We start from the raw sequence: 26,907 nt of genomic DNA on the forward strand, positions 1-26,907 counted from the left end.
AATAACTTTAAAATTTTTAGGCTTGAATTTAAAAATTATAACGCATGGTAAATCCTGATCTAATATTGGTCATCGGGAACGTCGTCGAAATAACCGCTTTCGAAAAGGTATGATCGTAGAAGAATATGGCTGTCAAATTTTGACTCAAAGCATAATCCGCTGCCAGTCTACAAGACCAAATATCCTGTCCTGCCCCCAATTGATTATTATTATAATCCAAATACCTTATAATAGTTTCATTCTTACGCCAAGTAAAATCAACTTTCACATTTATATCACTCGTTATTTGACCTCCCTGTCCATTGTTGGCAAAATCCGAGTTAAACGACACATCCTTGATGCGGTATCCCAAACCAATTACGTAATCGTTACCGCGAACCTCTGTCAATAAATTATTGTCAAAACTCAATGATAAAGCGCGATCTTGTCTAATTTCTGCCAAGATTTTAAAGGCATTTTTCAACTCAAAATCAACGCGTACCAACGGATTAAAACGCTCCACTAGAGTTGCATTATTGACAATCGTTTTGACCGGATAATTACCGTAGTCATTAATTTCATTTGGTTTTGAATAATACTCAAAGTTTGAACTGTATGAGCCAATTGTATAGCCCGCTTGATAACCGTGATGTATTGAAAATCTCCTGAAATTATTTTTAAACCATCCTATTTTCATCAAACCGGTATACTTCATATTCCAATTGGGCAACGGTATATTTCGGAAAACCCCTGTCGACACATCGGATGCATTAGAACCGGTATATGCCGCTAAAAATGCAGGCAGCAATACTTCTTGGTTGTTCTTACCATATCCAATCGGAAATCCATCATCATCTCTATTTGCCGGATTTGACACATCGATACCGCGAGAACCCGCTAGACGATTTGCTATGACTAATCGGTTATCTCTAAATTTATCGAATGGCACAGAACTATTGATATCACTTTTGCTAAACGAAGTTTTGATCATGACCGTCGAAATCGTAAAGTTTCCAAAATCATTCGGAGAACGCGAATTATAAAAACCGTTATCCACATCGTACTGTTCCGAGAAATTCTTGGTTATCGTTCTATCCGCAGACAAATCAATCATCAAGTCAGGAATCAATTCTATTTGCGCAGTGATGTTTAAGGTTTTATTATTTACTTGTGTAAAGCTTTGGTTAAACTCCGGATAATCGGTTAACCAACCATTTCTAGCCGCTTCATAACGTACATCACTTTGACTACCAAAAACAAATCCCATTGACGGCTTAGACGTACCGAAGAATCCCAATCCAGGCATAAAACCAGGTAATAGCGTTCCGTTGTTTTCACTGTAATTAACTTGTACATTTCGCACACTTGTCACCAAACCAATCAGTAAATCTGTCACAACACGGCCATTCTTCTCCTCTTCTTCCGGTTTTGCAACTGCATTACGAACTACTTTTTGTCCCGGAACCAAAGCGGCTGTTTTTGCAGCAGGTTTCTTTTTATTTCGTTCCGAACTCTTAACCAATCCCACGTAGCGATACAAACGATCAAAAGCGAAAGTGGTATTCAGTCGGTGTGAATTAGCATTCTGAATGGTGTTACCCAAGTGATATACATTACCGTTATCCTCTATTGACGAGAAGGCATCCGAGGCTCTTTGCCAGTTAAAATCTCCGGTATAAGAATAAGTCGATTTAATAAACGATAGCAACGGTATTTTATTAATTGGCAATTCATAATTGACTGTCAATTGTTGCATATGTTGATTCGCTTCTCCTACGTCAAAATAATTATCCCAGATGGTATTATCATTATTGATTCTATTATTAAGATCATAATAATTTCTAACAATATTGCTGGTTCCAGCCGTATAGGTCAATCTCAAAGACTTGGTCAAATTATAATTAAAACCATAATTATAATTAAAGAAATAATTACGGCGATACAACGGTTCTAGTCCTATTCCTTCGACATCAATCAAACGATATTGTTGTTTGTTATACTGACGCAAGACATTGGTACTAAAAGACACATTCGACGGTAAATAATTCAAATTGAAGTCGCTTAATAACTTCCAGTAATTACTCTTTTTCATCATCGCACTCTTTTTAAAAGGCTCGATAGGTTTTGGAGAAAAACTGTAAGCATAATCCACCGACGTTCTGGTTTGCTGATCCAAAAGCGCTTCAATTTCAAAATCATGACGCTCCGTTTCGTTATATGAATGTGACAAAGTTAAATTCTCCACATCGTACAAACGCGCTTTTTTATCTGGATTACGTTGTTTATTAACACCTATAAAGTTGATACTTCTTCGTTTGGTATAGTCTTCCGCTCTATTTTGAATGGCTTTTCTCTCCGCTTCCGAATTAGCACCATCCTTCATATACTTCAGTTTAATATCCGGATTCAACGGATCGTATTCCGGCGTTATGGTTTCCTCGCCTATAGCATAATTAAAAGGCAAATTAACACCCCATTTCTTAGGTAATAGATGCCCTAAATTAACATTGGTTACTACATTATACTGCAAATGATCTTCTCGACTACGCTCATTCGGACCTTGCTCCAGTCCCCCAAATCCAATAGTTGATCTACTACCCGTTGCAGATAGATTAGCGAAATCCGCAAATTGCGCATCGACATTAGCCACAGCTGCCCAACCTCCTTTATTGTCCATATCAGACATTCGAAGTTCGTTAAACCACACCTCTCCTCGTAAATCTTTTGGAGTTCCCAACACATCTGTCTGATTTTTCAATCCCAACATAATGGTTCGAACTCGTCCAAAATTCGGGCTTCCCTTGATACCCAATCTCAATTTATTAGATTTCCCTGATAAGGATGGATCTAATTCGTCTTCGTATTTATAAAATATAAAGTTGGGATCAATAGAAGCATCATTCATCTTCATAACCTTCAACTTGGTCAATAAATCCAAAGCCACTTCGATTTCGTTTTCAATCCTCCATATTTGATCTGGCGCTGATTCTCCAAAAGTTGTCAGCTTTAAAGGAATCTCTACTTGATAAAAGTTCTCCGTAAAGTCATTTCCAAATCGAATGAAGGCCACCATTTCATCATCTTTTAATCGATCAGAAACGCCTTGTGGCTCTAATGCTTCAGCATGCAAAAACATACGCAGCTTTTTATACTGACGCATATCGACACTCACATTTTTAAATACCGCTTTAGAATCTCCTGGCTCTAATCCGCTAGGCGTCATAATTGCCGGATCTCTTTGATATACTTTTAAAGATAAGGATTGCTCGTTTTGATTGATCAAAGAATTATTATTATAAACCTGTTCTCTTACTACTCCTGGAGGAGTAACGTAAGGAATCGGGTTTCTCTCAAAGTTATTTTCAATATTAACCGAGGTCACATCAAATCCAACATTGGATCCTTTTACCGGCGCATTTACATCTTCAACCAAAGTACCATCAAAACGTCTCCATTCACTACGTACCAAATCCAAAGTTCCAAAACGCAAGGTTACTTCCTCTTTAAAACCGGTGACAAACATTCTCATAAAACGAATTGATCTTAAGTCAGAAATCGGTCCAACCGCATTCTCTTCATTAGCATCAATTGGAATTTTATAAAGAATCCAACGAACCGGAGTTGTAGATCCATCAGGCAATTTCGCTGATGATGTACGAATATCTACCACATTGTTTTCACCTATTTTTAAACCCGCTTTGACATCTACGGAGAATTCGTAATAAGCATTAATGGTGTTCATCGTATTATCTCCGTCGATATCTTCCGTATCGGGTAAAGTACTCGATCCGCGATTACTTCCAGAAAGCCCTACAGGTGAATTTCCATCGAGTCCATTATAATTTTTATAACGTTCCAAAACATTTCCTTCAGCATTTAAAAAATACTGATAATTGTCCGCTGCCGGATCTTCTAATTTAGCAAAAGAAGGAAACATCGCCGCCTCCTCTGCATCAGATAAACCATCCAAACCAACATCTTGTGCAATTCTATTTTGTTCGTTGGTATCAAAGGCATATATCAATGAAGTCGATGCAGGTACTTTCCCCCAGATCGTTTTAATCGTCGGCTGGTTTCCACCTGCCGTTGGCAAGCCGTTTTCATATTGTTTGTGCCCGTCCTTTAAGATGTCTTCCGAAATAAAACCCAAATTGAATTTAACCTTTCCCTGATTCATCTCACTACTAACATCTCCAGGATTACCAGTATAAGGATCCATCATCCAAAATTCAATAAACTCGACGTTGGCCTGCTCAAAATTGGTTGAATTAAGCGCCCTCATGATTCCACCCCAGTTTTTATCTGGATTCATAAATCGATTAGAACTGGCGAATTCGGGATTATAATTATAAGGCCCTCTTTCGTTGGGATAATAGGTTAAATCCAAAGTCGTAATAACCCTACTCTCCCCGTATGCCACATCTTTAGAAGGAAATAACTCCTCACTAAATACACGTCTGGTACGGTTAGACGAAACATCTTGCTCGGTAATACCATTAGGTCTTCTTGAACTGGCGTAAAAAACGGGATCAACACTATACCACGCTAATTTCCCACGGCGATAACCGTAAGATAAATCGTTATATTCATCGCCATAACCCACTGGAGTACTCGCCAAATGCCAAGCTTGAGGTGAGCGAATATCAATATTAGATTGAGAACCCTCGAAATCATCAATATAAGAAGTGGCTTCACCACCGAATTGATCTGCTTTGGAACTTCCCGGCATTAAATATGCAAACTCCCCTCTAAATGAAATATTGGATTCCGCATCCGTATCCACGTTAGGCAATTTATTTACTAATCGGGTAAAAAATGGAACTTCAGTAGAAAAGTTCATATTCATTCCCATAATCGTATTATTTACAGATTCCTCACCATAACTTGATTTTTGAGTCATCGGTTTTTCAGACAATCTTAAATAAGTTGCTCCAATCAAGAAATTCTCATTGAATTTGTGTTCCACATTCACTCCAAAAAAACGTTTGGTCTGTTGTCCAAAAACCGCATTATTTTCTACAGAAATATCTATAGGAGTATTGGAAGCCTGCAAACTTGGGTCTAAGATTTTTACACGGCCTCGTGCATAATCCACTGTATAATCAAGACCTTCGATTAACAAACGTCCACCTGCTTGAACTACTACAGAACCTTGAGGTACATTATACGCTCCAATAGGAATTCCATCTCCCATCGAACTCTTATAACGTCCCTTTAATTGAAATTTATTTTTATCTCCTTCTTGTAAGGCAGAAGCTTGAGTACCGCGATACAATTTTCTAAACACATACTTCTTTTGATTGGAGTTATACGAAGCTGGTAAATTATAATCTTCTTGATTGCCTTGTGACAATTTATTAAACAAATGTTTTCCAAACGGCTCTACAGTGGTAAAAATGATGCGACCATTTTGAGCGTCTATTGTAATTCCTTCAAATTTATTAAAGTTGTTTTGATTGGAGTTTTGGTTGCCCATGTTTCCACCAGTATTCCCCATACCACCGACACCCCCAGTAGTTCCAGAAGGATTCATTGGATTCTGACCTACCGCATTCGCTACAAAGTCAAAGAAACCATCACCACCTTCTTGTGGGTCATTGGTATAATTGAGTCGATCCAGATTAAATACACGCAATAAAGGTGTCTTATCAACGTCTGGAGGTAATGGATCAGTACCTGCGGACGAGATATAATTTAATGGAGACGGATCGGTATATAAAATATTAAATCTAAAATCCTGTTGTTCCAATTGCATAGCTCCTGGAATCTGATAAATATTTTTCATCATTAAGTTCCACAACGGTTGTTCAACAGATGTCAAATTACTCTTTAACATTTTTAGAATTAAACTCTGTGAACTCGGGATTGGCGACTGTGTTGGATCCAAATTTGGAGTAATCGATGTCGGATCTCCACCATCTGTACCAAATTCACCGACTTGATAAACCTGATCACCGATGGTGTATTGATAGGACACCGCCAATACTTCATCGTTGGATAATCGCTGCTGTAACGAGATATAACCCAATTGCGGGTGAAAGGTGAATTCGTTAGCCGTTAATTTTCGAGCGCTTTCCAATTTTGAATAATCTCTACCTTCAGTAACCGGTATATTAAAACCCGCGGTACCCGATGTAATAGTACGGATGCTGCTGTTTAAAAAATTACTACCAATTTTACCTGGATCAAATTTATTATTTCTGTTATCAGACGGTGCGTCTGGCTGTGGGTTAACAATGAAATCCGGATAAGTTTGAGTGTTTACTCCGATAATTTCAAAATCATTTATACGCGTTAATCGCCCTTCACCTAAATCCTGTATAGCAATAATATTACGCATATTATTATCTCCTGAATTCACTCTATTCGAACGGTTTGTTATCCAAACTTCTACCCTAGTGATCCGTGCCCGGCTATTGATGTAGGGATAGTTTTTTAAACTCTCGTCGTATTTATTTCTAAAATACTGAGAAAGAAAAAAGTGTCGATCTGCATCATAATCCAAACCGAAAAGTTCAAATTCTTCCATGGTTCCTCCACCTTCAGCTACCACAGATCTGGTTTGAGATTTCTGTTCGGAAAACACTCCAGTCAAAGTGGTACGTCCGAATTGCAATTGGGTTTTTACCCCAAATAGACTCTGAGCACCGCGAATCAACGAACTACTTATAGGCATACTTACGTTACCAACCTCTATCTTTTGTACAATATCATCCTCATCAGGACTATAATCCAACTTGATTAAATTCTGAAAATCAAAAGTCGATTGGGTATCGTAATTGGCATTCACGTTCATACGCGTACCGACCTTACCTTGAAGACTCATCGATATACGTTGATTAAAGTCAAAGGTAAATACCTTTCGATTACGCGGTGAAAGCGAAGGATTATCCTGTTTGGTGAAACGCCCTCCCAAATCAATCTCTACAGACCCCTGAGGTTTTACATCTATGGTATTTGAACCGAATATACCTTCGAAAAGACTTGAATTCACGTAGTAACGCGGCAACATATCGCGTTGCACATCCGGATCGCTACGCCCATCTACCGTATTGAATTTTTGCATAAAATACAAACGCATTTGCTCTCTAAGAACTAATTCTTCGTATTGTTGACGCGTTAAAATCAGTGGATAATCAATCGTAAATCCATCAATAGAACGCGTATAAATATATCGATCACTTGCGGGATCATAGGTATAGGATTCGACGATACTTTTGGGATCGGGTAAATCAATACTTCCAACGTCAAATTTTTTGACATTGAGGGTATCATTAACCGGTTCTTGTGCCTGGATAAACTGGGTTGCAAAAAACAACACAGTACACCACAGCAATGGAGGCCAAACAAATCTTTTTTGAAAATTCACTTTCAAGTTCTATAGGTTTTTTAAAGCTTGTTTAATAATCATTTCAACCGTAGCATCTGGGGTTTGTTTGGCGATTTTATCGACAACTCTTTCGGCCGCTTTTCTTGCAAAACCCAAAACTTCTAAAGCAGATAACGCTTCTTCTACATTTGTATTGTTAACAACAAGAGAAACCTCGTCAATATTATATAATTTAATTACTTTTTCTTGTAAATCCAAAATAACCCGTTGCGCTGTCTTAGCCCCAACGCCTTTTGCGGATTGTATGGTTTTGACATCATTGGACGCAATAGCTTGCAACAACTCACGCGGCGTTATCGAAGACAACATCCCCCTAGCTGTACTCCCACCTATTCCAGACACAGAGATCAACAGTTTAAAAAGCTCTCGTTCGATCTTCTCCACAAATCCAAAAAGGGTATGAGAATCCTCCTTCACCTGTAAAAACGTGTATAAGCGAATGTTTTCCGCACTCGTAATTTGCGAATACGTATGCAGTGAAATATGAATAAAATATCCTACCCCTCCACAATCGATTACGACGTCTGTAGGCGTTTTCTCTACCAACCTTCCCTGAATATGTGCAATCATCTTTAAATCAAATTTTACCCAAAAATAGCAAATATATTTTAACTATTTTCTAACAGATTTATTTCATCACTTTTTTCACGTACAAATGTTCTTAATTTCATGATTTTCGATGTTTCTAAGAAGATCCTTCTTTGATAGAATCCAATAAAAAAGACAAAAGGGCTAATTCAGAAATTAGCCCTTTTTGTTATCACCTTAAGAAATCGTTTATTATTTCTTTTTTCTCATTTCTTTTACTTGAGCATCAACAACTGCTACTGCAGACATATTGACCATCTCTTCAACACTAGCTCCTAATTGAAAAACGTGTACTGCTTTATCCAGTCCTAAAACAATAGGCCCTATAGAAGTTACTTTGTCCAATTCCTTCAACATTTTATACATCATGTTTGCGGCATCTAAATTTGGAAAAATCAAAGTATTGACTTTTTTATTAACCAATTTTGAGAATGGAAATTTATCTTTCAACATGTCCGGATTCAATGCAAAATCGATTTGAATTTCACCATCTACAACCATATCGGGATAATTTTCATGTAAAAAAGCAACTGCTTGACGCATTTTGGCTGGCGACTCATGATCCGCAGATCCGAAGTTTGCAAAAGACAACATCGCTACCACAGGATCCAATCCAAACATCCGTACAGTACGTTCTGTCATTAATGCGATTTTAGCCAAATCTTCTGCTGAAGGATTTGGGTTGATGGCTGTATCTGCCAAAAACATCGGTCCACGCTTGGTCATCATCACGTTGGTTGTAGCAACCTTAGAAACACCAGCTGCTTTAGGAATCAACTCCAAAATCGGTTTTATTACCGAAGGATAACTTCTTGAATAACCCGTTACCAATGCATCCGCATCGCCCTCATTGACCATCATAGCGGCAAAATAATTGCGTTCGCGCATCCACTTTTCCGCGTCGTAAAACGTGGTTCCTTTTCTTTTTCTGGATTCCCAGTACGAAGTTGCAAAACGATTTCTACGTTCGGATTCTTCTTCTGTTTTAGGATCGATGATTTCAACATCTGCGTCAAAACCAATTTCCTTCATCAATTCCAGAATGATTTCTTTATTTCCCAACAAGATTGGAACACCAATGCCTTCCTCTTGTACAATCTGTGCTGCTTTTAAAACATCTAAATGATCTGCTTCAGCAAAAACCAAACGTTTAGGATCCGTTTTTGCTCTAGTAGTTAGCATTCTAACAATTTTGTTGTCAGAACCCATACGTTCATAAAGTTCGTTTTTATACTTATCCCAATCTGTAATCGGCTCGGTGGCAACACCACTTTCCATAGCTGCCTTAGCAACTGCTGGTGGCACAACTGTAATCAAACGCGGGTCAAAAGGTTTTGGAATAATATACTCTCTACCAAAGATTAATTTAACTTCTCCGTAAGCGATATTAACTTGTTCAGGAACCGATTCTCTTGCCAATTCAGCTAAGGCTACAACAGCAGCCTTCTTCATCTCTTCATTGATTTTAGTAGCTCGCACATCTAAAGCTCCACGGAAGATAAAAGGAAACCCTAAAACATTATTCACTTGGTTAGGATGGTCAGATCTACCTGTTGCCATGATGATATCTTTACGAGTATCCATAGCCAATTGATACGAAATCTCCGGGTCTGGATTCGCCATAGCAAAAACAACTGGGTTATCAGCCATAGTCAATAACATCTCAGCCGATAGAATTCCACCACTAGACAAGCCGATAAACACATCACTACCAACCATAGCTTCTGCTAGTGTACTGATGTTTTTATCTGTTGCAAAATCACGTTGCATTTCGGAAATCTTTGGATCATCTTTCTTCAACACACCTTTACTATTCAACATAATAATGTTGTCTGGATTAACTCCAAAAGCAATATATAATTTAGCGCAGGCAATAGCAGCAGATCCCGCACCGGAAACCACCATCTTAACATCACCCATTTTCTTTCCTGCCAATTCAACAGCATTGAGAAGGGCAGCACATGAGATGATTGCAGTTCCGTGTTGATCATCGTGCATAACAGGAATATTCAACTCCTCTTTTAACCTTCTCTCGATCTCAAAAGATTCTGGAGCCTTAATATCTTCGAGATTGATACCACCAAATGTCGGTGATATATTTTTTACCGTTTCTATAAATTTCTCAACATCATGAGTGTCTATCTCGATATCAAAAACATCGATATCAGCAAAAATTTTAAATAATAAACCTTTCCCCTCCATCACAGGTTTTGAAGCTTCAGGCCCAATATCTCCTAATCCCAAAACAGCAGTACCGTTTGAAATTACAGCTACTAAATTTCCTTTAGCAGTATATTTATAAACATTTCTTACATCTTTTGCAATCTCTAAGCAAGGTTCTGCAACCCCTGGAGAATAAGCTAATGCCAAATCTCTTTGAGAAGCATATTTTTTCGTCGGTACCACTTGAATCTTCCCCGGTGTCGGTTTTGCGTGATACAATAAAGCCTCTCTACGTTTACTGTCTTTATGCATTTTTTTAAGTTTAGTGAAACAAATATAACGTTATTGATTGATAAAACTAAACAATGAGGTGCTTGAAATTAGTATTAAAGGCGCCAAAAACAGACTTTATATTTTTATTAAACATAATTAAGACACAATTATAAATCTATATCTCCAGAAAAATAATAATTGTAAAAATTAACTAAAAACCAGCTAAACACGAAAAAAATCACAGAAAAAGCCCCACTTAAACACCGAGAAGTAAAATCAAAAAAGCGATAAAACAAACTTCCTGTTCGTCTTATCGCTTCTCTAATAAACGGTAAATATCTACTTGGGTTAAAACAAACCTCCTTGTGTCATTGGACGAATCAATCCCAGATGTTTAAATGCCAAATCGGTTACTTCCCGACCTCTTGGTGTACGCATAATAAATCCTTGTTGAATAAGAAATGGCTCGTAAACTTCTTCAATAGTCTCCGCATTTTCAGAAACAGCTGTCGCTAAAGTAGACAATCCAACCGGACCTCCCTTAAATTTTTCAATAATCACTCTTAGGATTTTGTTGTCCATTTCATCCAAACCATGAGCATCCACATTCAACGCATTTAAGGCATATCTGGCGATCTCTATATCAATAGTTCCATTACCCTTAATCTGTGCAAAATCACGCACCCTACGCAACAATGCATTTGCGATACGCGGTGTACCACGACTACGACCCGCAATCTCAATGGCGGCTTCCATTGAAATAGGCATTTTAAGAATTCCAGAACTACGCTCGACTATACTGGTCAACAATTCGGTATTGTAATACTGTAACCGACTTTGAATTCCAAAACGCGCACGCATAGGCGCAGTCAAGAGTCCTGAACGAGTAGTCGCACCTACCAAAGTAAATGGATTTAAGTGAATCTGTACCGTTCGAGCATTGGGACCCGACTCGATCATGATATCAATCTTAAAATCCTCCATAGCTGAATACAAATATTCTTCCACAATAGGACTCAAACGATGGATCTCATCAATAAACAAGACATCGCGTTCTTCCAGATTCGTCAATAATCCAGCCAAATCACCAGGTTTATCCAATACCGGACCAGAAGTAATCTTAATACCCACCTGTAACTCGTTAGCCAAAATATTAGCTAAAGTCGTTTTACCTAGACCCGGAGGTCCGTGAAATAAAGTATGATCCAAGGCTTCATTTCGCAAATTGGCCGCTTGAACAAAAACCTTTAAGTTATCTAAAACTTGATCTTGTCCAGCGAAATCTTCGAAGGAAAGCGGACGTAATCTCTTTTCAACATCTAAGTCGTCAGAAGAAAAATTCTGATTGGTAGGATTTAAGTTTTCATTCATAATAGCAAAGATAATTGATTTTTTTTTAAAAAGCTGATTCGCGGATACGCTGATAGGCCGATAGGCGAATACGTGCATGTACGAATGGAAATATAGGCATAGAAGCAGATAAGTTGAAAGCCTGTTCCATTTTTACATGATTAAGCGAATTCGCGTATGTGCGAATGGGCATATAAGCTTTTTAGATTCTGATACGCTAAGAGAATAACAATCGCTGACAACGAATCACGAAAATGACAAAAGCCACTTAAAAAATTAAGCAGCTTTTGTCGTTATATAAGTAAGATATGTTTTAGTGTTGTAATTCTTCTTCACCTTCTCTCATCGGTAAGTTTTGCGGAGCAAAATCTTCTTCGAAACCTGGTTTAGAATAATCATAAGGCCATCTGTGTACTGTAGGTAATTCACCTGGCCAGTTTCCATGGATATGTTCTACTGGAGTAGTCCATTCCAAAGTATTTGATTTCCATGGGTTTTGTGACGCTTTCTTACCGTAGAAAATACTAACGAAGAAGTTCCATAAAAACACCAATTGGAAAGCTGCACCAACAAGAGCGAAAACAGTAATAATAACATTCACATCAGCTAAATCATCAAATAAAGGGAAAGCTGTATTAGAATAGTAACGTCTTGGAAGACCTGCCATTCCGATAAAGTGCATTGGGAAGAAAACTCCGTACGCACAAACTGCTGTTACCCAGAAGTGAATATAACCTAAGTTCTTGCTCATCATTCTACCAAACATTTTAGGGAACCAGTGGTAAATACCAGCAAACATTCCATAAAGCGCCGATATACCCATCACTAAGTGAAAGTGAGCAATAACGAAATACGTATCGTGAACGTTGATATCCAAAGTACTATCTCCTAAGATGATTCCCGTTAAACCTCCAGTAATGAAAGTAGAAACGAAACCAATACAGAATAACATACCTGGATTCATTTGTAAGTTACCTTTCCAAAGCGTCGTGATATAGTTAAATGCTTTTACAGCAGAAGGAATCGCAATTAAAAGGGTTGTAAAAGTAAATACAGAACCTAAGAAAGGATTCATTCCCGATACGAACATATGGTGACCCCAAACGATCGTAGAAAGAAAAGCAATAGCTAAAATCGAAGCGATCATCGCACGGTATCCAAAAATTGGTTTACGCGCATTAGTAGAGATAACTTCAGAAGTAATTCCCATCGCTGGTAAAATTACGATATAAACTTCAGGGTGACCTAAGAACCAGAATAAGTGTTCAAAAAGAACTGGGGATCCACCTTGGTAATGCAATACTTCTCCTGCTAAATAAATATCAGACAAGAAGAAAGACGTACCAAAACTTCTATCAAAAATCAACAATAAAGCTGCTGATAAAAGAACCGGGAAAGAAACGATACCGATGATAGCTGTAACAAATAATGCCCAAACTGAAAGCGGTAATCTAGTCATAGACATCCCTTTAGTTCTTAAGTTGATTACAGTCGCTACATAGTTCAAAGAACCCATTAACGACGAGGCAATAAAAATAGCCATAGAAATCAACCACATGGTCATACCTGTACCAGAACCTGGAATAGCTTGAGGCAAGGCACTTAAAGGAGGATAAATTGTCCAACCTGCAGAAGCTGGTCCTGACTCCACGAATAATGAAAGAATCATTATTAAAGAAGAGATAAAGAACAACCAATAAGAAACCATGTTTAAGAAACCTGACGCCATATCTCTAGCTCCAATTTGCAATGGAATTAAAAGATTACTAAAGGTTCCACTCAAACCTGCGGTTAAAACAAAGAATACCATGATACTACCGTGCATTGTAACCAATGCTAAGTAAACATCATTTTTCATTACTCCATCCGGAGCAAATTTATCACCTAACAACCAGTTGAAAATTTTGAAAGATTCATCAGGCCAAGCGATTTGCATTCTAAATAAAAGAGACATTGCCACACCGACAATTCCCATAATAATTCCAGTAATCAAATACTGTTTAGCAATCATTTTGTGATCTAAACTAAACACATATTTGGTAAAGAAATTACCTTTATCGTGGTGATCGTGATCGTGGTCGTGTTCGTGACCATTTGTTATTTCGTGTCCTACTGCTGACATAGTATAATTTTTTGAATAGATAAAACGTGAGAATTATTTAATTCTGTGAGCTATAGCTGTTGAATCTACAACAGTTTCAGCATCAGGCTTAGCTGTTTCAACAGGAGCTACAGGTGTTGCTGCTGCTGCTTTTTCAGCCTTAACTTGATCACCTAATGTTGGCAATTCTTTCAACCATTTATTAAATTGTTCCTCAGTTTCAACTACAATCTTAATTTGCATGTTGTAGTGAGAAGCACCACAAATTTTATTACAAAGTAACAAATAATCAAAAGTATAAGGATCTAAAGCCTCTTTACCTTCTGCGATTAATGCTTTACTTTTTTCTCCTCTGATTTTATTAATATTATTTACTTTCTTAACAATTTCAGCTCTCTCACGCATTTCTGCAGTAGTAACTGAAGGAGTTAAAGCAAATTGAGTTACCATACCAGGAACACAGTTCATCTGTGCTCTGAAGTGAGGCATATAAGCAGAGTGAAGTACATCTTGCGAACGCATTTTCATTACTACTTTTTTACCTACAGGTAAGTGCAATTCTTTAGCCATCATATCATCTTGAGCATTCGGGTCAGACATATCTACCCCTACTACGTTGATTCCTTCAATATAACGAACGTTCGCTTTTCCAAGCGTGTTGTCTTTTCCAGAATAACGAATATCCCAACTAAATTGTTTGGCATAAACCTCTACATAAATCACCTCTTCTTCTTCATCAACAAACATGATGTCGTTCCAAGCATACAATCCGTATAAAATCAAACCAGACAATACAATTACTGGTATGATAGTCCATACAGCCTCTAACTTATCGTTATCCGAAAAATAAAGAGCCACATTTCCTTTTTTACCTCTATAACGGAAAGCAAAATAATGTAATAAAGCTTGCGTGATAATTTGAACGATGAAAATCAAAATCATTGAAATCCACATTAAATTATCTACGTGTACTCCGTGTTCAGACGCGGAATTATCCATTAAGGGAAGATCACCGTAGTAATACAAACAATAGATGGTTATAACATAAATAAATGCTAAAAATCCGAAAGATAAATATCCATTGATATTATTGTCTTTATCTGTAGCGATCTCTGAATCTGCATCGTTTGAAGAGCTTCCGATCTGCGTTAGGTCAAATATTTTAGTCAATTGCCAAACAGCAATTCCTAACAATATTACAACGGCTAATATTAATAAACTAGTCATTTGTTTATTACTTTAAATATTAATAATGAAAATGTTTACTCTCTTCAATCAAAGGATTGCCTTTCGCTAACAACGGTGCTTTTGTAAGAGCCGTGAAAACAACAAAGATAAACAAACCAGCAAAGAATAAAAGCGATGCGATCTCAGATACTCCAATAAACCAAGAACCACCAACGGTACCAGGCATAATCATATTGAAGAAATCTAAATAATGTCCTACTACGATCAAAGAACCAGCCATAACAATAATCCAAGTCAATCGTTTGAAATCAGTATTGATTAACAACAACAAAGGAAGTACAAAGTTAAGAACTAACATACCAAAGAACGGTAATTTATATTCTTGAATTCTAAAGATAAAGTATGTAACCTCCTCTGGAATATTAGAATACCACATCAACATAAATTGAGAGAACCATAAGTATGTCCAAAAGATACTGATACCGAACATGAATTTAGCCAAATCGTGGATATGACTTGTATTTACATATTCTAAAAGACCTTTAGATTTTAAGTATAAAGTTACGAAGGCAATAATTGTAATACCAGTTACGAAGAAACTAGCGAATACATACCATCCGAATAGGGTGCTATACCAGTGCGTATCGATAGACATGATCCAGTCCCAAGACATGATAGATTCTGTAACGATAAAAAACACTAGGAAAGCAGCAGATATTTTAAAGTTCTTTTTGTAGTAACGCAAGTCGTTAGTTTCATCAAGAGCTAAAGAATTTTTAACTGCATAGTGTCTATATAAGTTCCAACCAGCCAAGAACACTACTGCTCTAATAAGGAAGAAAGGAACATTTAAAAATCCCGTTTTACCTTGGATGATTGGATCATTGGCAACAACCTCTGGATCCATCCAGATAAACAAATGATTCAAATTCATAGTAGACAAAACCAATAGAATAAAGAAGATGATAGATCCTGGTAATAAATACGCAGTGATACCTTCCATAACTCTAAATAATACTGGCGACCATCCTGCTTGTGCAGCATATTGAATGGCATAGAATGCTAAAACCCCTAAGGAGATCAACATAAAGAAAATACAAGCAATGTATAACGCTGCCCATGGTTTGTTTTGCATTTGTTGCAGAACGTGCTCCAAGTGATGTTGATGTTCTGCATGTTCAGCGGCACTCACTTCAGCGTGATGACCTGCATCTGCAGCTACATCATGAGCTCCTCCATGGTGCTGTTCTGTTAAAATACGCTCGACGTCATTAACCGTTTTTGGTGCACTGATAAACCCATAAACGATTCCTATCAATCCTAAGATCATTAGAATCATTGCAAAGGTTTTCAATCTTTTTGAAAATGTGTACATATCTAAACTTCAAATAAGTTTTACAATTATAATTCTGATTTCAATTTCAACACGTAATCTGAAACCAACCAACGTTCATGTTGATCCAGTTGGTTTGCATGCGATCCCATGGAATTTAATCCATAAGTAATCACGTGGAATATACCTCCTTCAGTTAATTCACGATCAGCGTAACTAGGAACTCCAAGAAATTTCTCTCTCTTAACGAGGTTCCCTTTTCCATCACCTTTATCGCCGTGACAAACACCGCAATAAATTGTAAACAACTCTTTACCTTTACCATTCGCTCTTTCAGCTTCTGTCAAAGGTGATTTATTATTGGCTTTTGCCGCTTCTAAACCTTCCGTTGTATTTGCGTATTCATAAGGCTCAAAACCACGAGGCACAGAGTGCTCAGCAGGTAATTGACCTTCTTTACCGTTTTTAAAAGCTGTTGATTCTGAATATGTTTCGTAAGCTACTGATTCATACATATTCGGAAAAAACTGGTAGTTGGGTCTTTCTTTATTAAAACAAGAAGTAGTCAATACAGAAACCCCTACTAAAGCTGCTATTTTGTATATAGTTTTCATTTCTACCATTATTCTTTATCGATTACTTTTACTTCTACCGCTCCAGTTTTTTTAAAGAACTCAACCGCTTCTTCTTCATTACCTTTTAAGGCAACTTCCATAAGGAAATGGTCGTCTGTAGTTCTAACATCTGGGTTTTCAGCTTCTTTAAAAGGCCATAATTTACTTCTCAAATAAAAAGTAATAACCATTAAGTGGGCAGCAAAAAATACTGTCATCTCAAACATAATAGGCACGAAAGCCGGCATGTTTTGAATATAACTAAAACTTGGCTTACCTCCAATATCTTGAGGCCAGTCTTCAATCATAATATAATTCATCAGGAACGTTGCAAAAGAAAGTCCCACTAATCCATATAAGAATGAAGCTATGGCAATTCTAGTAGGCGCTAAGCCCATAGCTTTGTCCAAACCGTGAACTGGAAAAGGCGTGTAAACCTCTTCGATATGATGATGGGCAGCTCTAGTTTCAGCAACTGCGTGTAACAAAACGTCATCATCATTATAAATCGCGTGTATAACTTTAGTACTCATACCGAATTAATGATTTAAAGATTGATTGTTTTCGTGATTGGCGGCTCTTGCTCTTTTAAAATTATCACCAGATGATTTAAGAATCGTTTTCACCTCTGCTTGCGCAATTACAGGGAAACTTCTAGAATATAATAAGAAAAGTACAAAGAAAAATCCAATAGTTCCGATATAAATACCTGCATCTACAAAAGTAGGTTGGAACATCGTCCAAGAAGAAGGTAAGTAATCTCTGTGTAAAGACGTAACAATAATTACGAAACGCTCGAACCACATCCCTATGTTTACAATAATAGAGATAATGAAAGAAGCCATAATACTTGTTCTGATTTTCTTAAACCACATTACTTGTGGAGAAATCACGTTACAAGTCATCATTAACCAATATGACCACCAGTAAGGTCCTGTTGCTCTATTCAAGAAAGCGTATTGCTCATACTCTACTCCAGAGTACCAAGCCACCCACAATTCCGTAATATAAGCCACCCCTACGATAGATCCTGTGATCATCACAACGATGTTCATCAATTCAATATGTTGTACGGTAATATAATCTTCTAGGTTAGACACCTTTCTCATAATGATCAACAAGGTGTTTACCATTGCAAATCCAGAGAAGATCGCACCTGCCACGAAATATGGAGGTAAGATAGTCGTGTGCCATCCCGGTATAACAGATGTAGCAAAGTCAAAAGATACAATGGTGTGTACCGAAAGTACCAATGGAGTTGCCAAACCAGCCAATACCAAAGAAACCTCTTCAAAACGTTGCCAGTCTTTAGCTCTACCGCTCCAACCGAAACTTAAAATTGAATAAATTCTCTTAGTAAATGGCGTGATAGCTCTATCTCTTAACATCGCGAAATCGGGTAACAAACCAGTCCACCAGAAAACTAATGATACCGATAGATACGTTGAAATCGCAAACACGTCCCAAAGTAATGGGGAGTTAAAGTTCACCCATAATGATCCAAATTGATTTGGAATAGGTAATACCCAGTACGCCAACCAAGGGCGTCCCATGTGAATAATTGGGAATAAACCCGCTTGAACAACAGAGAAGATAGTCATGGCTTCCGCAGAACGGTTAATAGCCATTCTCCACTTTTGTCTGAATAGTAAAAGTACGGCAGAAATCAATGTTCCCGCGTGACCAATACCTACCCACCAAACAAAGTTAGTAATATCCCAAGCCCATCCAACTGTTTTATTTAATCCCCACGTACCGATACCTGTACCGACAGTGTAGATCATACAACCTACTCCCCAAAGAAAAGCAGCTAAAGCAATCGAAAAAACTATCCACCATTGTTTATTGGCTCTCCCCTCAACAGGTCTAGCCACATCAACTGTTATATCGTGATAAGATTTATCACCTATAACTAAAGGTTTTCTAATGGGTGCTTCGTAATGTGACGACATAATCCTTTATAAGTTTCTTAATTAATAATTAGTTATTTTTAGTTATTTCTAACTTTTACGTGATAAAACACGTTTGGTTTTGTTCCAATATGCTCCAACAAATGATACATTCTATCATCCTCAACTAATTTAGCTACAACGGATTCTTTGTCGTTAACGTCACCGAACACCATTGCACCACTAGAACAAGCTGCAGAACAAGCCGTTTGGAATTCATCCTTACTTACTGCTCTACCCTCTCTCTTGGCAGTTAAAATTGTTGCTTGAGTCATTTGGATACACATAGAACATTTCTCCATAACCCCACGTGAACGTACATTTACATCTGGATTTAACACCATACGACCTAAATCATCATTCATGTGATAGTCAAACTCGCTATTTTTATTATATAAGAACCAGTTAAAACGTCTTACTTTATAAGGACAGTTATTCGCACAATATCTTGTACCCACACAACGGTTGTACGCCATGTGATTTTGACCTTGACGTCCGTGTGATGTTGCCGCTACTGGACAAACTGTCTCACATGGAGCATGGTTACAGTGTTGACACATTACCGGTTGGAAAACAACTTGTGGATTATCAGCCGATTCTTCAAGACCTTTAAAAGTATTGAAATTCTCCGTGAATCCTTTAGCATTTACCTTCACCTCTACATCTCCTGCGAAAGTATCTTCAGAAGAATAGTAACGGTCAATACGCAACCAGTGCATATCTCTACTTCTACGGATCTCTGATTTACCAACAACTGGAACGTTGTTTTCAGCATGACATGCGATAACACAAGCCCCACATCCAGTACAAGCATTTAAGTCGATCGATAAATTAAAATGGTGCCCAACACTACGGTCAAACGACTCCCAAATATCCACAGAACTAGCTGGCACAGACTGGTGATCTAAAGAAACCATCGGAATGATATTCCAATCTCTAACGTCTTTAGAGTTAAAAACCTCTAGAGTCGTTTCTTTAATAATATCTCCTCTTCCCATTAAGGTATTCTGCAACTGAACACAAGCAAACTCGTGATCACCTTTAGTTTTCTCAATAGTAACAGACTGAACCGTATTAAAATCATTATACAATTGGTAAGCATTAACACCTACCTGCATTTCTTCTTTCATCGCCGCTTTACGACCGTAACCGAAAGATAAACCTACTGTTCCAACAGCCTGACCTGGTTGAATCAATACAGGAACATTTTCCAATGTTACACCGTTAACCTTGATCGATACATAACTTCCGTTAAGACCACCATTGGCTACGTGATAATTTTTAAGATCTAAAGAAGCTGCGTCTGACTTAGAAACCGTCAGATAGTTATCCCAAGATACACGTGTCAATGGATCTGGAAACTCTTGCAACCAAGGATTGTTTGCTTGTTGTCCATCACCCATTCCAGTTTTAGTATACAATACCAATTCCAGACCTGCCGCTTTTTTAGTTTGACCTAAAGTCGCCGCAGCAGATGCATAATCATATCCTGCATTTTGTTCGTTTGATGCTGCAAATTCTGCGAAACCATCATGAACTAATTTATTCCAACTTACTCCCTCTAATACAGAACTTCCAACAGATTTTAAGTAGTCGTAATAAGCAGTAGCACTACCGTTCCAAACCAACAAAGCATCTTGTAATTGTCTTGTATCAAATAACGGACGAATCGTCGGTTGCACTACACTGTAGTGTCCTTTGCGAATCATTACATCTCCCCAAGATTCTAAGTAATGAGGTAAAGCTGCCGCTATAGTTGTATGTAAAGCTGTCTCATCCTCTTTCATCGAGAACGCAACAGATGTTTTAACTTTTTTAAGTCCTTCTTCGAAAGCCGTTGCATTTGGCAACGTGTAAACCGGGTTAACCCCACTCATGATTAAGGTATGAATCACACCCGCATTCATGTCTTTTACCAATTGCGCTACTTCAGCAGCATTTCCTTTACGAACATATTTTGGTTTTGATGGCATAAATGCTTTAGAACCCAAAGCTTGGTTAATTGCAAATACCAATAACTGAGCATTTACATCTTCCAATCCTGAAACCAAAACCCCACCAGCACCAGCTGCTTTTAATTGTTTTGCAGCAATTTCAATTTCTTTATCTCTAGCAGTAGCTGCAGTTGAAACAGCTCCACCAACGATCGCATTGTAAATCTTAACTAACGCTAATTTTTGTTCCGCTACCGTTAAAGAAATTCTCTTATCTGCATTGGCTCCTGACAAAGACATATTAGCCTCAATCTGGATATGCTTAGACATTTTACCGTTTTTTGGAATTCTCTTCATTCCGTAAGCCGTATCATACCCACCACCTTGCCAGTCTCCCAACAAGTCAGCCCCTACAGAAAGAATCAAATCTGCCTGACCAAAATCATAGTCAGCCAAAGCGCGCTCTCCGTAAACTTTTTGATATGCATCTAAAGCTGCAGTAGAAGAAACCGCATCATAAACGATGTGTTTAGCAGAAGGATTTAAGGTCAAGAATTCTGCGATCAATCTATCCGTAGATGGACTAGCCATAGTATTTGTCAATAAAACAATTTTTGCCCCTGTAGTTTTAGCATCTTCTAAACTCGCTGTGATTTTAGAATTTACCGCTTTCCAAGAAACTGCTTTACCCTCGATTTTAGGTTGCTTTAAACGAAGATTATCGTAAAGAGACAAAACCGATGCATGCACACGAGCATTAGCTCCTGACAATGCGTTAGACAAATTATTATTTTCTACTTTAATCGGACGCCCTTCACGGGTTTTAACTAAAATATTAGTAAAATCAAAACCATCAGCAATGGTAGTAGCATAAAAATCTGCTACTCCCGGAATAATTTCTTCCGGCTGAACAACATAAGGAATCGACTTAATAACTGGTCCTTCACAAGCTGCTAAAGAAGCTGCTGCTGTAGAAAAACCAACGTATTTCAAAAAGTCCCGACGAGTAGTTGATGAAGTCGATAAAGTATCTTTATCTCCAAGAAATTCATCTGTAGGAATTTCTTCAACAAACTCATTGTTTCTTAGCGTCTCAACAATAGAACTATTATCATTCAGCTCTTCAACACTTTTCCAGTATTTTTTGTTTGATGCCATTGTATATATATATTAGCTTCTTAAATTATTTTTAATAGTGGCACTTTCCACACTCTAAACCACCCATTTGTGCAACAGTCAATTTCTCAACGCCGTATTTCTTAGATAATTCCTCATGAATTTTCGCATAATACTCATTGTTGTCCATTTTCACATCCGTTTTACGGTGGCAATCAATACACCATCCCATTGTCAATGGAGAATGTTGTCTCATTACTTCCATCTCCTCTACAGGACCATGACAAGTTTGACACTCCAATCCAGCCACTGATACGTGCTGTGAGTGATTATAGTACACAAAATCAGGTAAGTTATGAATTCTAACCCATTTCACTGGTTTTTCTTCTCCAGTATACTTTTGAGTAGAAGCATCCCATCCAACCGCAGCGTATAATTTTTGAATTTCAGCTGTATAGAATTCTGGACTATAGTTACCATAGTCTACACCTTCATCACCTTGAAACTCGCTAATACTCTTATGACAGTTCATACAAACATTCAAAGAAGGAATTCCCGAAGTTTTACTAACTCTCGCAGAAGAGTGACAGTATTTACAATCAATACCATTATCACCAGCGTGAATTTTGTGAGAGAAATGTATCGGTTGAACCGGCTCGTAACCTTGATCAACACCTACCTGCATCAAATAACCAAACACAAAGTAAGACCCTACTAAAATAAACACTATCGTAGTCAAAACTACCATAAACTGATTTCTAGCAAACGCCTTCCAAATTGGCACAGTCTGACGAACCTCTGGAGTCAATCCATTGGCCTCAACAACCTTATTTAACACCTTCTTAACAAAGAACAGCATCGCTACTAGTAGCAACAACACCAATACCAATGCCCCCAAGACAACCATATTCGAAACATCGTTCGAACTGCCACCTTGAGCACCTCCAGCTGCAGCAACTGGCGCAGGCGCCACCTTTGCAGGCTCAGAAGTATAAGCTAAAATATTGTCGATATCTTCATCAGAAAGAGCAGGAAAGTCATTCATCACGACTTTATTCCACTCATTGAAGAGTTTTACAGCAGCTGCATCCCCTGATTTGATCAAGGACGAACTACTCTTAATCCATTTGTGCAACCAAGCGGTGTCGTGTCTTTCGACTACACCACGAAGCGCAGGCCCTGTTGAATTTCCATCCAGCTTATGACATGCCGCACAGTTTGAATTAAATACTTCTCTACCTTTTGCTGCGTCTTGAGCAAACGAAACTGTAGAGAACGATAGCATTAACGCTAAACAAAAGAAAAAAATCTTTGAAAACGAATTATGGTTACCCACTTTTTCCATAGTTATAAAATGATTATCAACTAAATTAGATAGTTTTTTTGTGCTAATATTAGCGTTCTATTAACTACCCTATTTATAAACTCCGACAAAAATACAATTTATGAATTACTCTTAAAACCTTTACCAGACTTAAAATGTAATTTATACCTATTCTAAATAGACCGGATGTGTGTATTTATTTATATATATTGTACTTTTGCTACAAATATAATTCATTATGAGAATTTTAAGAAACCTTTTAGCAACATCCTACTTAATTTGTTGCGCAAATGTATGCTTCGCTCAACAACAAAAAGCCACCATTCAAGAAGACAAAACCTTCCAAACTCTACTAAATGAGAAGCGAAAACTCAATTCTACCTCCACAGTGAGTGACCGTTTTAAAATTCAAATTTTTTACGGTACCAATGCTGAGGCCAGAAAAAGACTCTCCCAGTTTAACCAACAGTATCCTCAACTCGGCGGAACTATTGTCTACACCAATCCATCTTATAAAGTCTGGGTCGGGAATTTCAAAACACGCATCGAAGCTGAACGAAACCTACAAGCAATTAAGACCTCGTTTTCAAATGCTTTAATCATCAGTCCTAGTAAATAAAAAAAGCTGTCTAAATAGACAGCTTTTTTTATAGTAATCAGTAATTAGTGATCTGTAATCAGTTTGATGGCGATTAACAATTAGATCAATAGTGATGAGCGGTAGATTCACGGGGGAACACTTTTTTAGCGAGTGATCGCTACTTCAACGAACCCTCCAACCACTAACCCACCAAATTAATAATTTTTCCAGGTACAATAATCACCTTTTTAGGAGCTACGCCATTCAACTGAGCCTGAGTACGTGCATCATTCATCACGATTTCCTCAATCTCCTTTGCCGTTAAATCCATTGGTAATTCCAATTTAAAACGCATCTTACCGTTAAAAGACACCGGATACTCCTTTGTACTCTCAACCAAATAAGCGGCTATAAACTGCGGGAATACTTGCTTAGAAACCGAATCCTCATGCCCTAAAATAGACCAAAGCTCCTCAGCTATATGTGGCGCATAAGGCGATAAAACTACAGCTAAAGGTTCTAATATTGCACGATGATGGCATTTTTGCTGACTCAATTCATTGACACAAATCATAAATTGAGAAACCGAAGTATTGAAAGAGAAATTCTCTATGTCTTCTGACACCTTTTTAATCGTCTTATGCAATGTTTTTAGCATTTCTGCAGTTGGCTCCTCATCAACAACAACCACCCCGTTATCATCTACATACAATTTCCAAAGTTTTTTCAGAAATCCAAAAACACCGCTTATACCTGCCGTATTCCAAGGTTTAGCTTGCTCCAATGGTCCTAAAAACATTTCGTACAAACGCAAGGTATCCGCACCATACTCTTCACAGATATCATCCGGATTCACCACGTTAAACTTAGACTTAGACATTTTTTCCACTTCATGCCCCACTATATACTTCCCGTTTTCATCTAAAACAAAATCCGCTGTAGCAAAGTCCGGACGCCAAGCTTTAAATCCTTCTAGATCCAATTCACTAGACGCATTAACCAAACTCACATCTACGTGAAGCGCTTGCACTTTTTGATCCGTTATCGCATTTTTAGAAACAAAAGTATTACTTCCTTCAAGGCGATATACAAATGCACTATTTCCAAGGATCATTCCTTGATTAATCAATTTTTTAAAAGGCTCCTCTACAGCTACAACCCCAATATCCTTTAAAAACTTATTCCAAAAACGCGCATACAACAAGTGACCCGTCGCATGTTCATTTCCTCCAATGTATAAATCGACATTTTGCCAATACGCCACAGCTTCTTTTGAAACAATTTCATCGGCATTTCCATCTTCCATATATCTCAACCAATAGAACGAACTACCCGCCCATCCCGGCATGGTATTTAATTCTAAGGCAAATACCGTTACACCATCGATCTTTGAATTCTCCACAACCTGATTGGCTGCTATATCCCAAGCCCAAACCGTAGCATTACCCAAAGGGGGCAACCCATCTTCAGTCGGTAAATACTTTTCTACCTCTGGCAACAATATAGGCAAATATTGCGCATCAATCATTTTCGGCAACCCGTTTACATAGTAAACTGGAAACGGCTCTCCCCAATAGCGCTGACGCGAAAAAACAGCATCGCGCAAGCGATAATTCGTTTTCCCCTTACCTTGTTTAAGTACTTCTAATTTTTCGATAGCCAAAGCCGTCGCTTCTTTATAACCCAGTCCGTTTAAGAAATCTGAATTTTCTAAAACAACCGAATCTTTGTCTGCATAAGCAGTCTCTGATATATCTATACCTTTAAAAATATTCTGAATCGGAATTGCAAAATGTTTTGCAAAAGCATAATCTCTCTCATCACCACAAGGTACAGCCATAACCGCCCCTGTTCCATATCCAGCCAATACATAATCACCAATCCAAACCGGAATAGGCTCTTTCGTAAATGGATGCTCCGCATAAGCCCCAGTAAATACACCCGAAATGGTCTTTACATCAGCCATACGCTCGCGCTCACTTCTCTTCGAAGTCGCTTCAACATAAACATTCACAGCATTCAACTGAGCTGCTGTAGTGATTTTTGACACCAATTCATGTTCCGGAGCCAATGTCATAAAAGTCACACCAAATATGGTATCAGGACGGGTTGTAAAAACCTCGATGACCTCAGAAGAATCTTTTAAATTAAAAGTCACAGCAGCTCCGACTGATTTACCAATCCAATTGCGTTGACTCTCCTTCAAACTATCACTCCAATCAATCGTATCCAATCCCTGCAACAAACGATCCGCATAAGCAGAAATTCGCATGCTCCACTGTGTCATTTTTTTTCTTATTACCGGATGACCACCTCTTTCTGACAACCCATTTATTATCTCATCATTGGCCAACACTGTTCCCAAAGCAGGACACCAATTGACTTCCGTTTCTGCCAAATAAGTCATTCTATATTGCAATAAAATTCTCTCTTGCTCATCGGCAGTAAAAGAATTCCACTGCGTTGCTGTAAATTCAACGATACCCTCATCACATACCGCCTGAACGCTAGTATTCCCTTCCGCAGCAAAAACAGCTTTCAAGTCATCTATCGATTCAGCGCGATTTGCAGCCAAATTGTACCACGAATTAAACAATTGGATAAAAATCCATTGGGTATGTTTATAATATTCCGGCTCCGATGTACGGACTTCTCGACTCCAATCAAAAGAAAAACCAATTCGATCCAATTGTTCGCGATATCGTTTAATATTGACCTCTGTCGTTAAAGCCGGATGTTGTCCTGTCTGAATCGCATATTGCTCAGCAGGTAATCCAAAACTATCATAACCCTGCGGATGTAAAACATTAAATCCACAATGACGTTTGTAACGCGCATAAATATCAGAAGCTATATATCCCAGTGGATGCCCCACATGCAGTCCTGCACCAGATGGATAAGGAAACATATCGAGTACAAAATATTTCGGTTTGTCAGAAACAGCTTCTGTTTTAAAAGTTTGATTTTCGCTCCAATACTTTTGCCATTTGGCCTCAATCTCTTTTGGATTGTATTTCATCTGTCG

Annotated in this window: 14 protein-coding genes; 1 reads left to right on the forward strand and 13 read right to left on the reverse strand. The window is 38.0% G+C overall.

The window, feature by feature from the left end; genetic code table 11:
* Positions 1 to 28: 28 nt before the first annotated feature.
* The 12 genes from sprA to L1275_RS13575 form a co-directional block, all read right to left on the reverse strand.
* Positions 29 to 7,315, reverse strand: a complete 7,287-nt coding sequence (gene sprA, locus L1275_RS13520; protein ID WP_371923488.1) for a cell surface protein SprA — start codon at positions 7,313 to 7,315, stop codon at positions 29 to 31.
* A 42-nt stretch (positions 7,316 to 7,357) separates the two neighbouring features.
* Positions 7,358 to 7,939: a Holliday junction branch migration protein RuvA gene (gene ruvA, locus L1275_RS13525; protein ID WP_253474356.1), complete on the reverse strand. Its 582-nt coding sequence runs from the start codon at positions 7,937 to 7,939 to the stop codon at positions 7,358 to 7,360.
* A gap of 210 nt (positions 7,940 to 8,149) precedes the next feature.
* Positions 8,150 to 10,432 (reverse strand): NADP-dependent malic enzyme, encoded by a 2,283-nt coding sequence (locus L1275_RS13530; RefSeq protein WP_253474359.1) that lies wholly within the window; start codon positions 10,430 to 10,432, stop codon positions 8,150 to 8,152.
* A 309-nt stretch (positions 10,433 to 10,741) separates the two neighbouring features.
* Complete coding sequence (ruvB, locus tag L1275_RS13535) at positions 10,742 to 11,764, reverse strand: Holliday junction branch migration DNA helicase RuvB (protein ID WP_253474362.1); 1,023 nt, start codon at positions 11,762 to 11,764, stop codon at positions 10,742 to 10,744.
* A 292-nt stretch (positions 11,765 to 12,056) separates the two neighbouring features.
* Positions 12,057 to 13,865 (reverse strand): cbb3-type cytochrome c oxidase subunit I, encoded by a 1,809-nt coding sequence (locus L1275_RS13540; RefSeq protein WP_253474365.1) that lies wholly within the window; start codon positions 13,863 to 13,865, stop codon positions 12,057 to 12,059.
* Positions 13,866 to 13,898: 33 nt separating this feature from the next.
* The gene (locus tag L1275_RS13545) at positions 13,899 to 15,071 is read right to left on the reverse strand and encodes a cytochrome c oxidase subunit II (RefSeq protein ID WP_253474368.1); all 1,173 of its coding nucleotides are present in this window, start codon (positions 15,069 to 15,071) and stop codon (positions 13,899 to 13,901) included.
* Between the two features lie 19 nt (positions 15,072 to 15,090).
* Entirely contained in the window at positions 15,091 to 16,407 is a 1,317-nt protein-coding gene (locus L1275_RS13550; RefSeq protein WP_253474371.1) for a quinol:cytochrome C oxidoreductase, read from the reverse strand.
* A gap of 26 nt (positions 16,408 to 16,433) precedes the next feature.
* Positions 16,434 to 16,979: a cytochrome c gene (locus L1275_RS13555; RefSeq protein ID WP_253474374.1), complete on the reverse strand. Its 546-nt coding sequence runs from the start codon at positions 16,977 to 16,979 to the stop codon at positions 16,434 to 16,436.
* Between the two features lie 8 nt (positions 16,980 to 16,987).
* A complete protein-coding gene (locus L1275_RS13560) occupies positions 16,988 to 17,512 on the reverse strand; it encodes a DUF3341 domain-containing protein (protein ID WP_253474377.1) in 525 nt (174 codons plus the stop codon).
* 6 nt (positions 17,513 to 17,518) lie between these two features.
* Positions 17,519 to 18,931, reverse strand: coding sequence for an NrfD/PsrC family molybdoenzyme membrane anchor subunit (nrfD, locus tag L1275_RS13565; protein WP_253474380.1), 1,413 nt, complete (start codon positions 18,929 to 18,931; stop codon positions 17,519 to 17,521).
* 38 nt (positions 18,932 to 18,969) lie between these two features.
* Complete coding sequence (locus L1275_RS13570; protein ID WP_253474383.1) at positions 18,970 to 22,020, reverse strand: TAT-variant-translocated molybdopterin oxidoreductase; 3,051 nt, start codon at positions 22,018 to 22,020, stop codon at positions 18,970 to 18,972.
* A 31-nt stretch (positions 22,021 to 22,051) separates the two neighbouring features.
* Positions 22,052 to 23,323 (reverse strand): c-type cytochrome, encoded by a 1,272-nt coding sequence (locus L1275_RS13575; protein WP_253474386.1) that lies wholly within the window; start codon positions 23,321 to 23,323, stop codon positions 22,052 to 22,054.
* A 217-nt stretch (positions 23,324 to 23,540) separates the two neighbouring features.
* On the opposite strand from L1275_RS13575, the gene L1275_RS13580 reads away from it, so the two are divergent.
* A complete protein-coding gene (locus L1275_RS13580) occupies positions 23,541 to 23,921 on the forward strand; it encodes an SPOR domain-containing protein (RefSeq protein ID WP_253474389.1) in 381 nt (126 codons plus the stop codon).
* A gap of 163 nt (positions 23,922 to 24,084) precedes the next feature.
* On the opposite strand, the gene leuS is transcribed toward L1275_RS13580, so the two are convergent.
* Complete coding sequence (leuS, locus tag L1275_RS13585) at positions 24,085 to 26,901, reverse strand: leucine--tRNA ligase (protein WP_253474392.1); 2,817 nt, start codon at positions 26,899 to 26,901, stop codon at positions 24,085 to 24,087.
* Positions 26,902 to 26,907: the final 6 nt, after the last annotated feature.

This window comes from Flavobacterium sp. HSC-61S13 (assembly GCF_024171535.1).
Lineage (GTDB): Bacteria > Bacteroidota > Bacteroidia > Flavobacteriales > Flavobacteriaceae > Flavobacterium.

Coding starts and splice junctions, on each gene's coding strand:
- L1275_RS13570 (WP_253474383.1), bottom strand. CDS start 22,020: ATGGCATCAAACAAAAAATACTGGAAAAGTGTTGAAGAGCTGAATGAT.
- ruvA (WP_253474356.1), bottom strand. CDS start 7,939: ATGATTGCACATATTCAGGGAAGGTTGGTAGAGAAAACGCCTACAGAC.
- L1275_RS13545 (WP_253474368.1), bottom strand. CDS start 15,071: ATGACTAGTTTATTAATATTAGCCGTTGTAATATTGTTAGGAATTGCT.
- L1275_RS13580 (WP_253474389.1), top strand. CDS start 23,541: ATGAGAATTTTAAGAAACCTTTTAGCAACATCCTACTTAATTTGTTGC.
- L1275_RS13540 (WP_253474365.1), bottom strand. CDS start 13,865: ATGTCAGCAGTAGGACACGAAATAACAAATGGTCACGAACACGACCAC.
- ruvB (WP_253474362.1), bottom strand. CDS start 11,764: ATGAATGAAAACTTAAATCCTACCAATCAGAATTTTTCTTCTGACGAC.
- nrfD (WP_253474380.1), bottom strand. CDS start 18,931: ATGTCGTCACATTACGAAGCACCCATTAGAAAACCTTTAGTTATAGGT.
- L1275_RS13530 (WP_253474359.1), bottom strand. CDS start 10,432: ATGCATAAAGACAGTAAACGTAGAGAGGCTTTATTGTATCACGCAAAA.
- L1275_RS13555 (WP_253474374.1), bottom strand. CDS start 16,979: ATGAAAACTATATACAAAATAGCAGCTTTAGTAGGGGTTTCTGTATTG.
- L1275_RS13560 (WP_253474377.1), bottom strand. CDS start 17,512: ATGAGTACTAAAGTTATACACGCGATTTATAATGATGATGACGTTTTG.
- L1275_RS13550 (WP_253474371.1), bottom strand. CDS start 16,407: ATGTACACATTTTCAAAAAGATTGAAAACCTTTGCAATGATTCTAATG.
- leuS (WP_253474392.1), bottom strand. CDS start 26,901: ATGAAATACAATCCAAAAGAGATTGAGGCCAAATGGCAAAAGTATTGG.
- L1275_RS13575 (WP_253474386.1), bottom strand. CDS start 23,323: ATGGAAAAAGTGGGTAACCATAATTCGTTTTCAAAGATTTTTTTCTTT.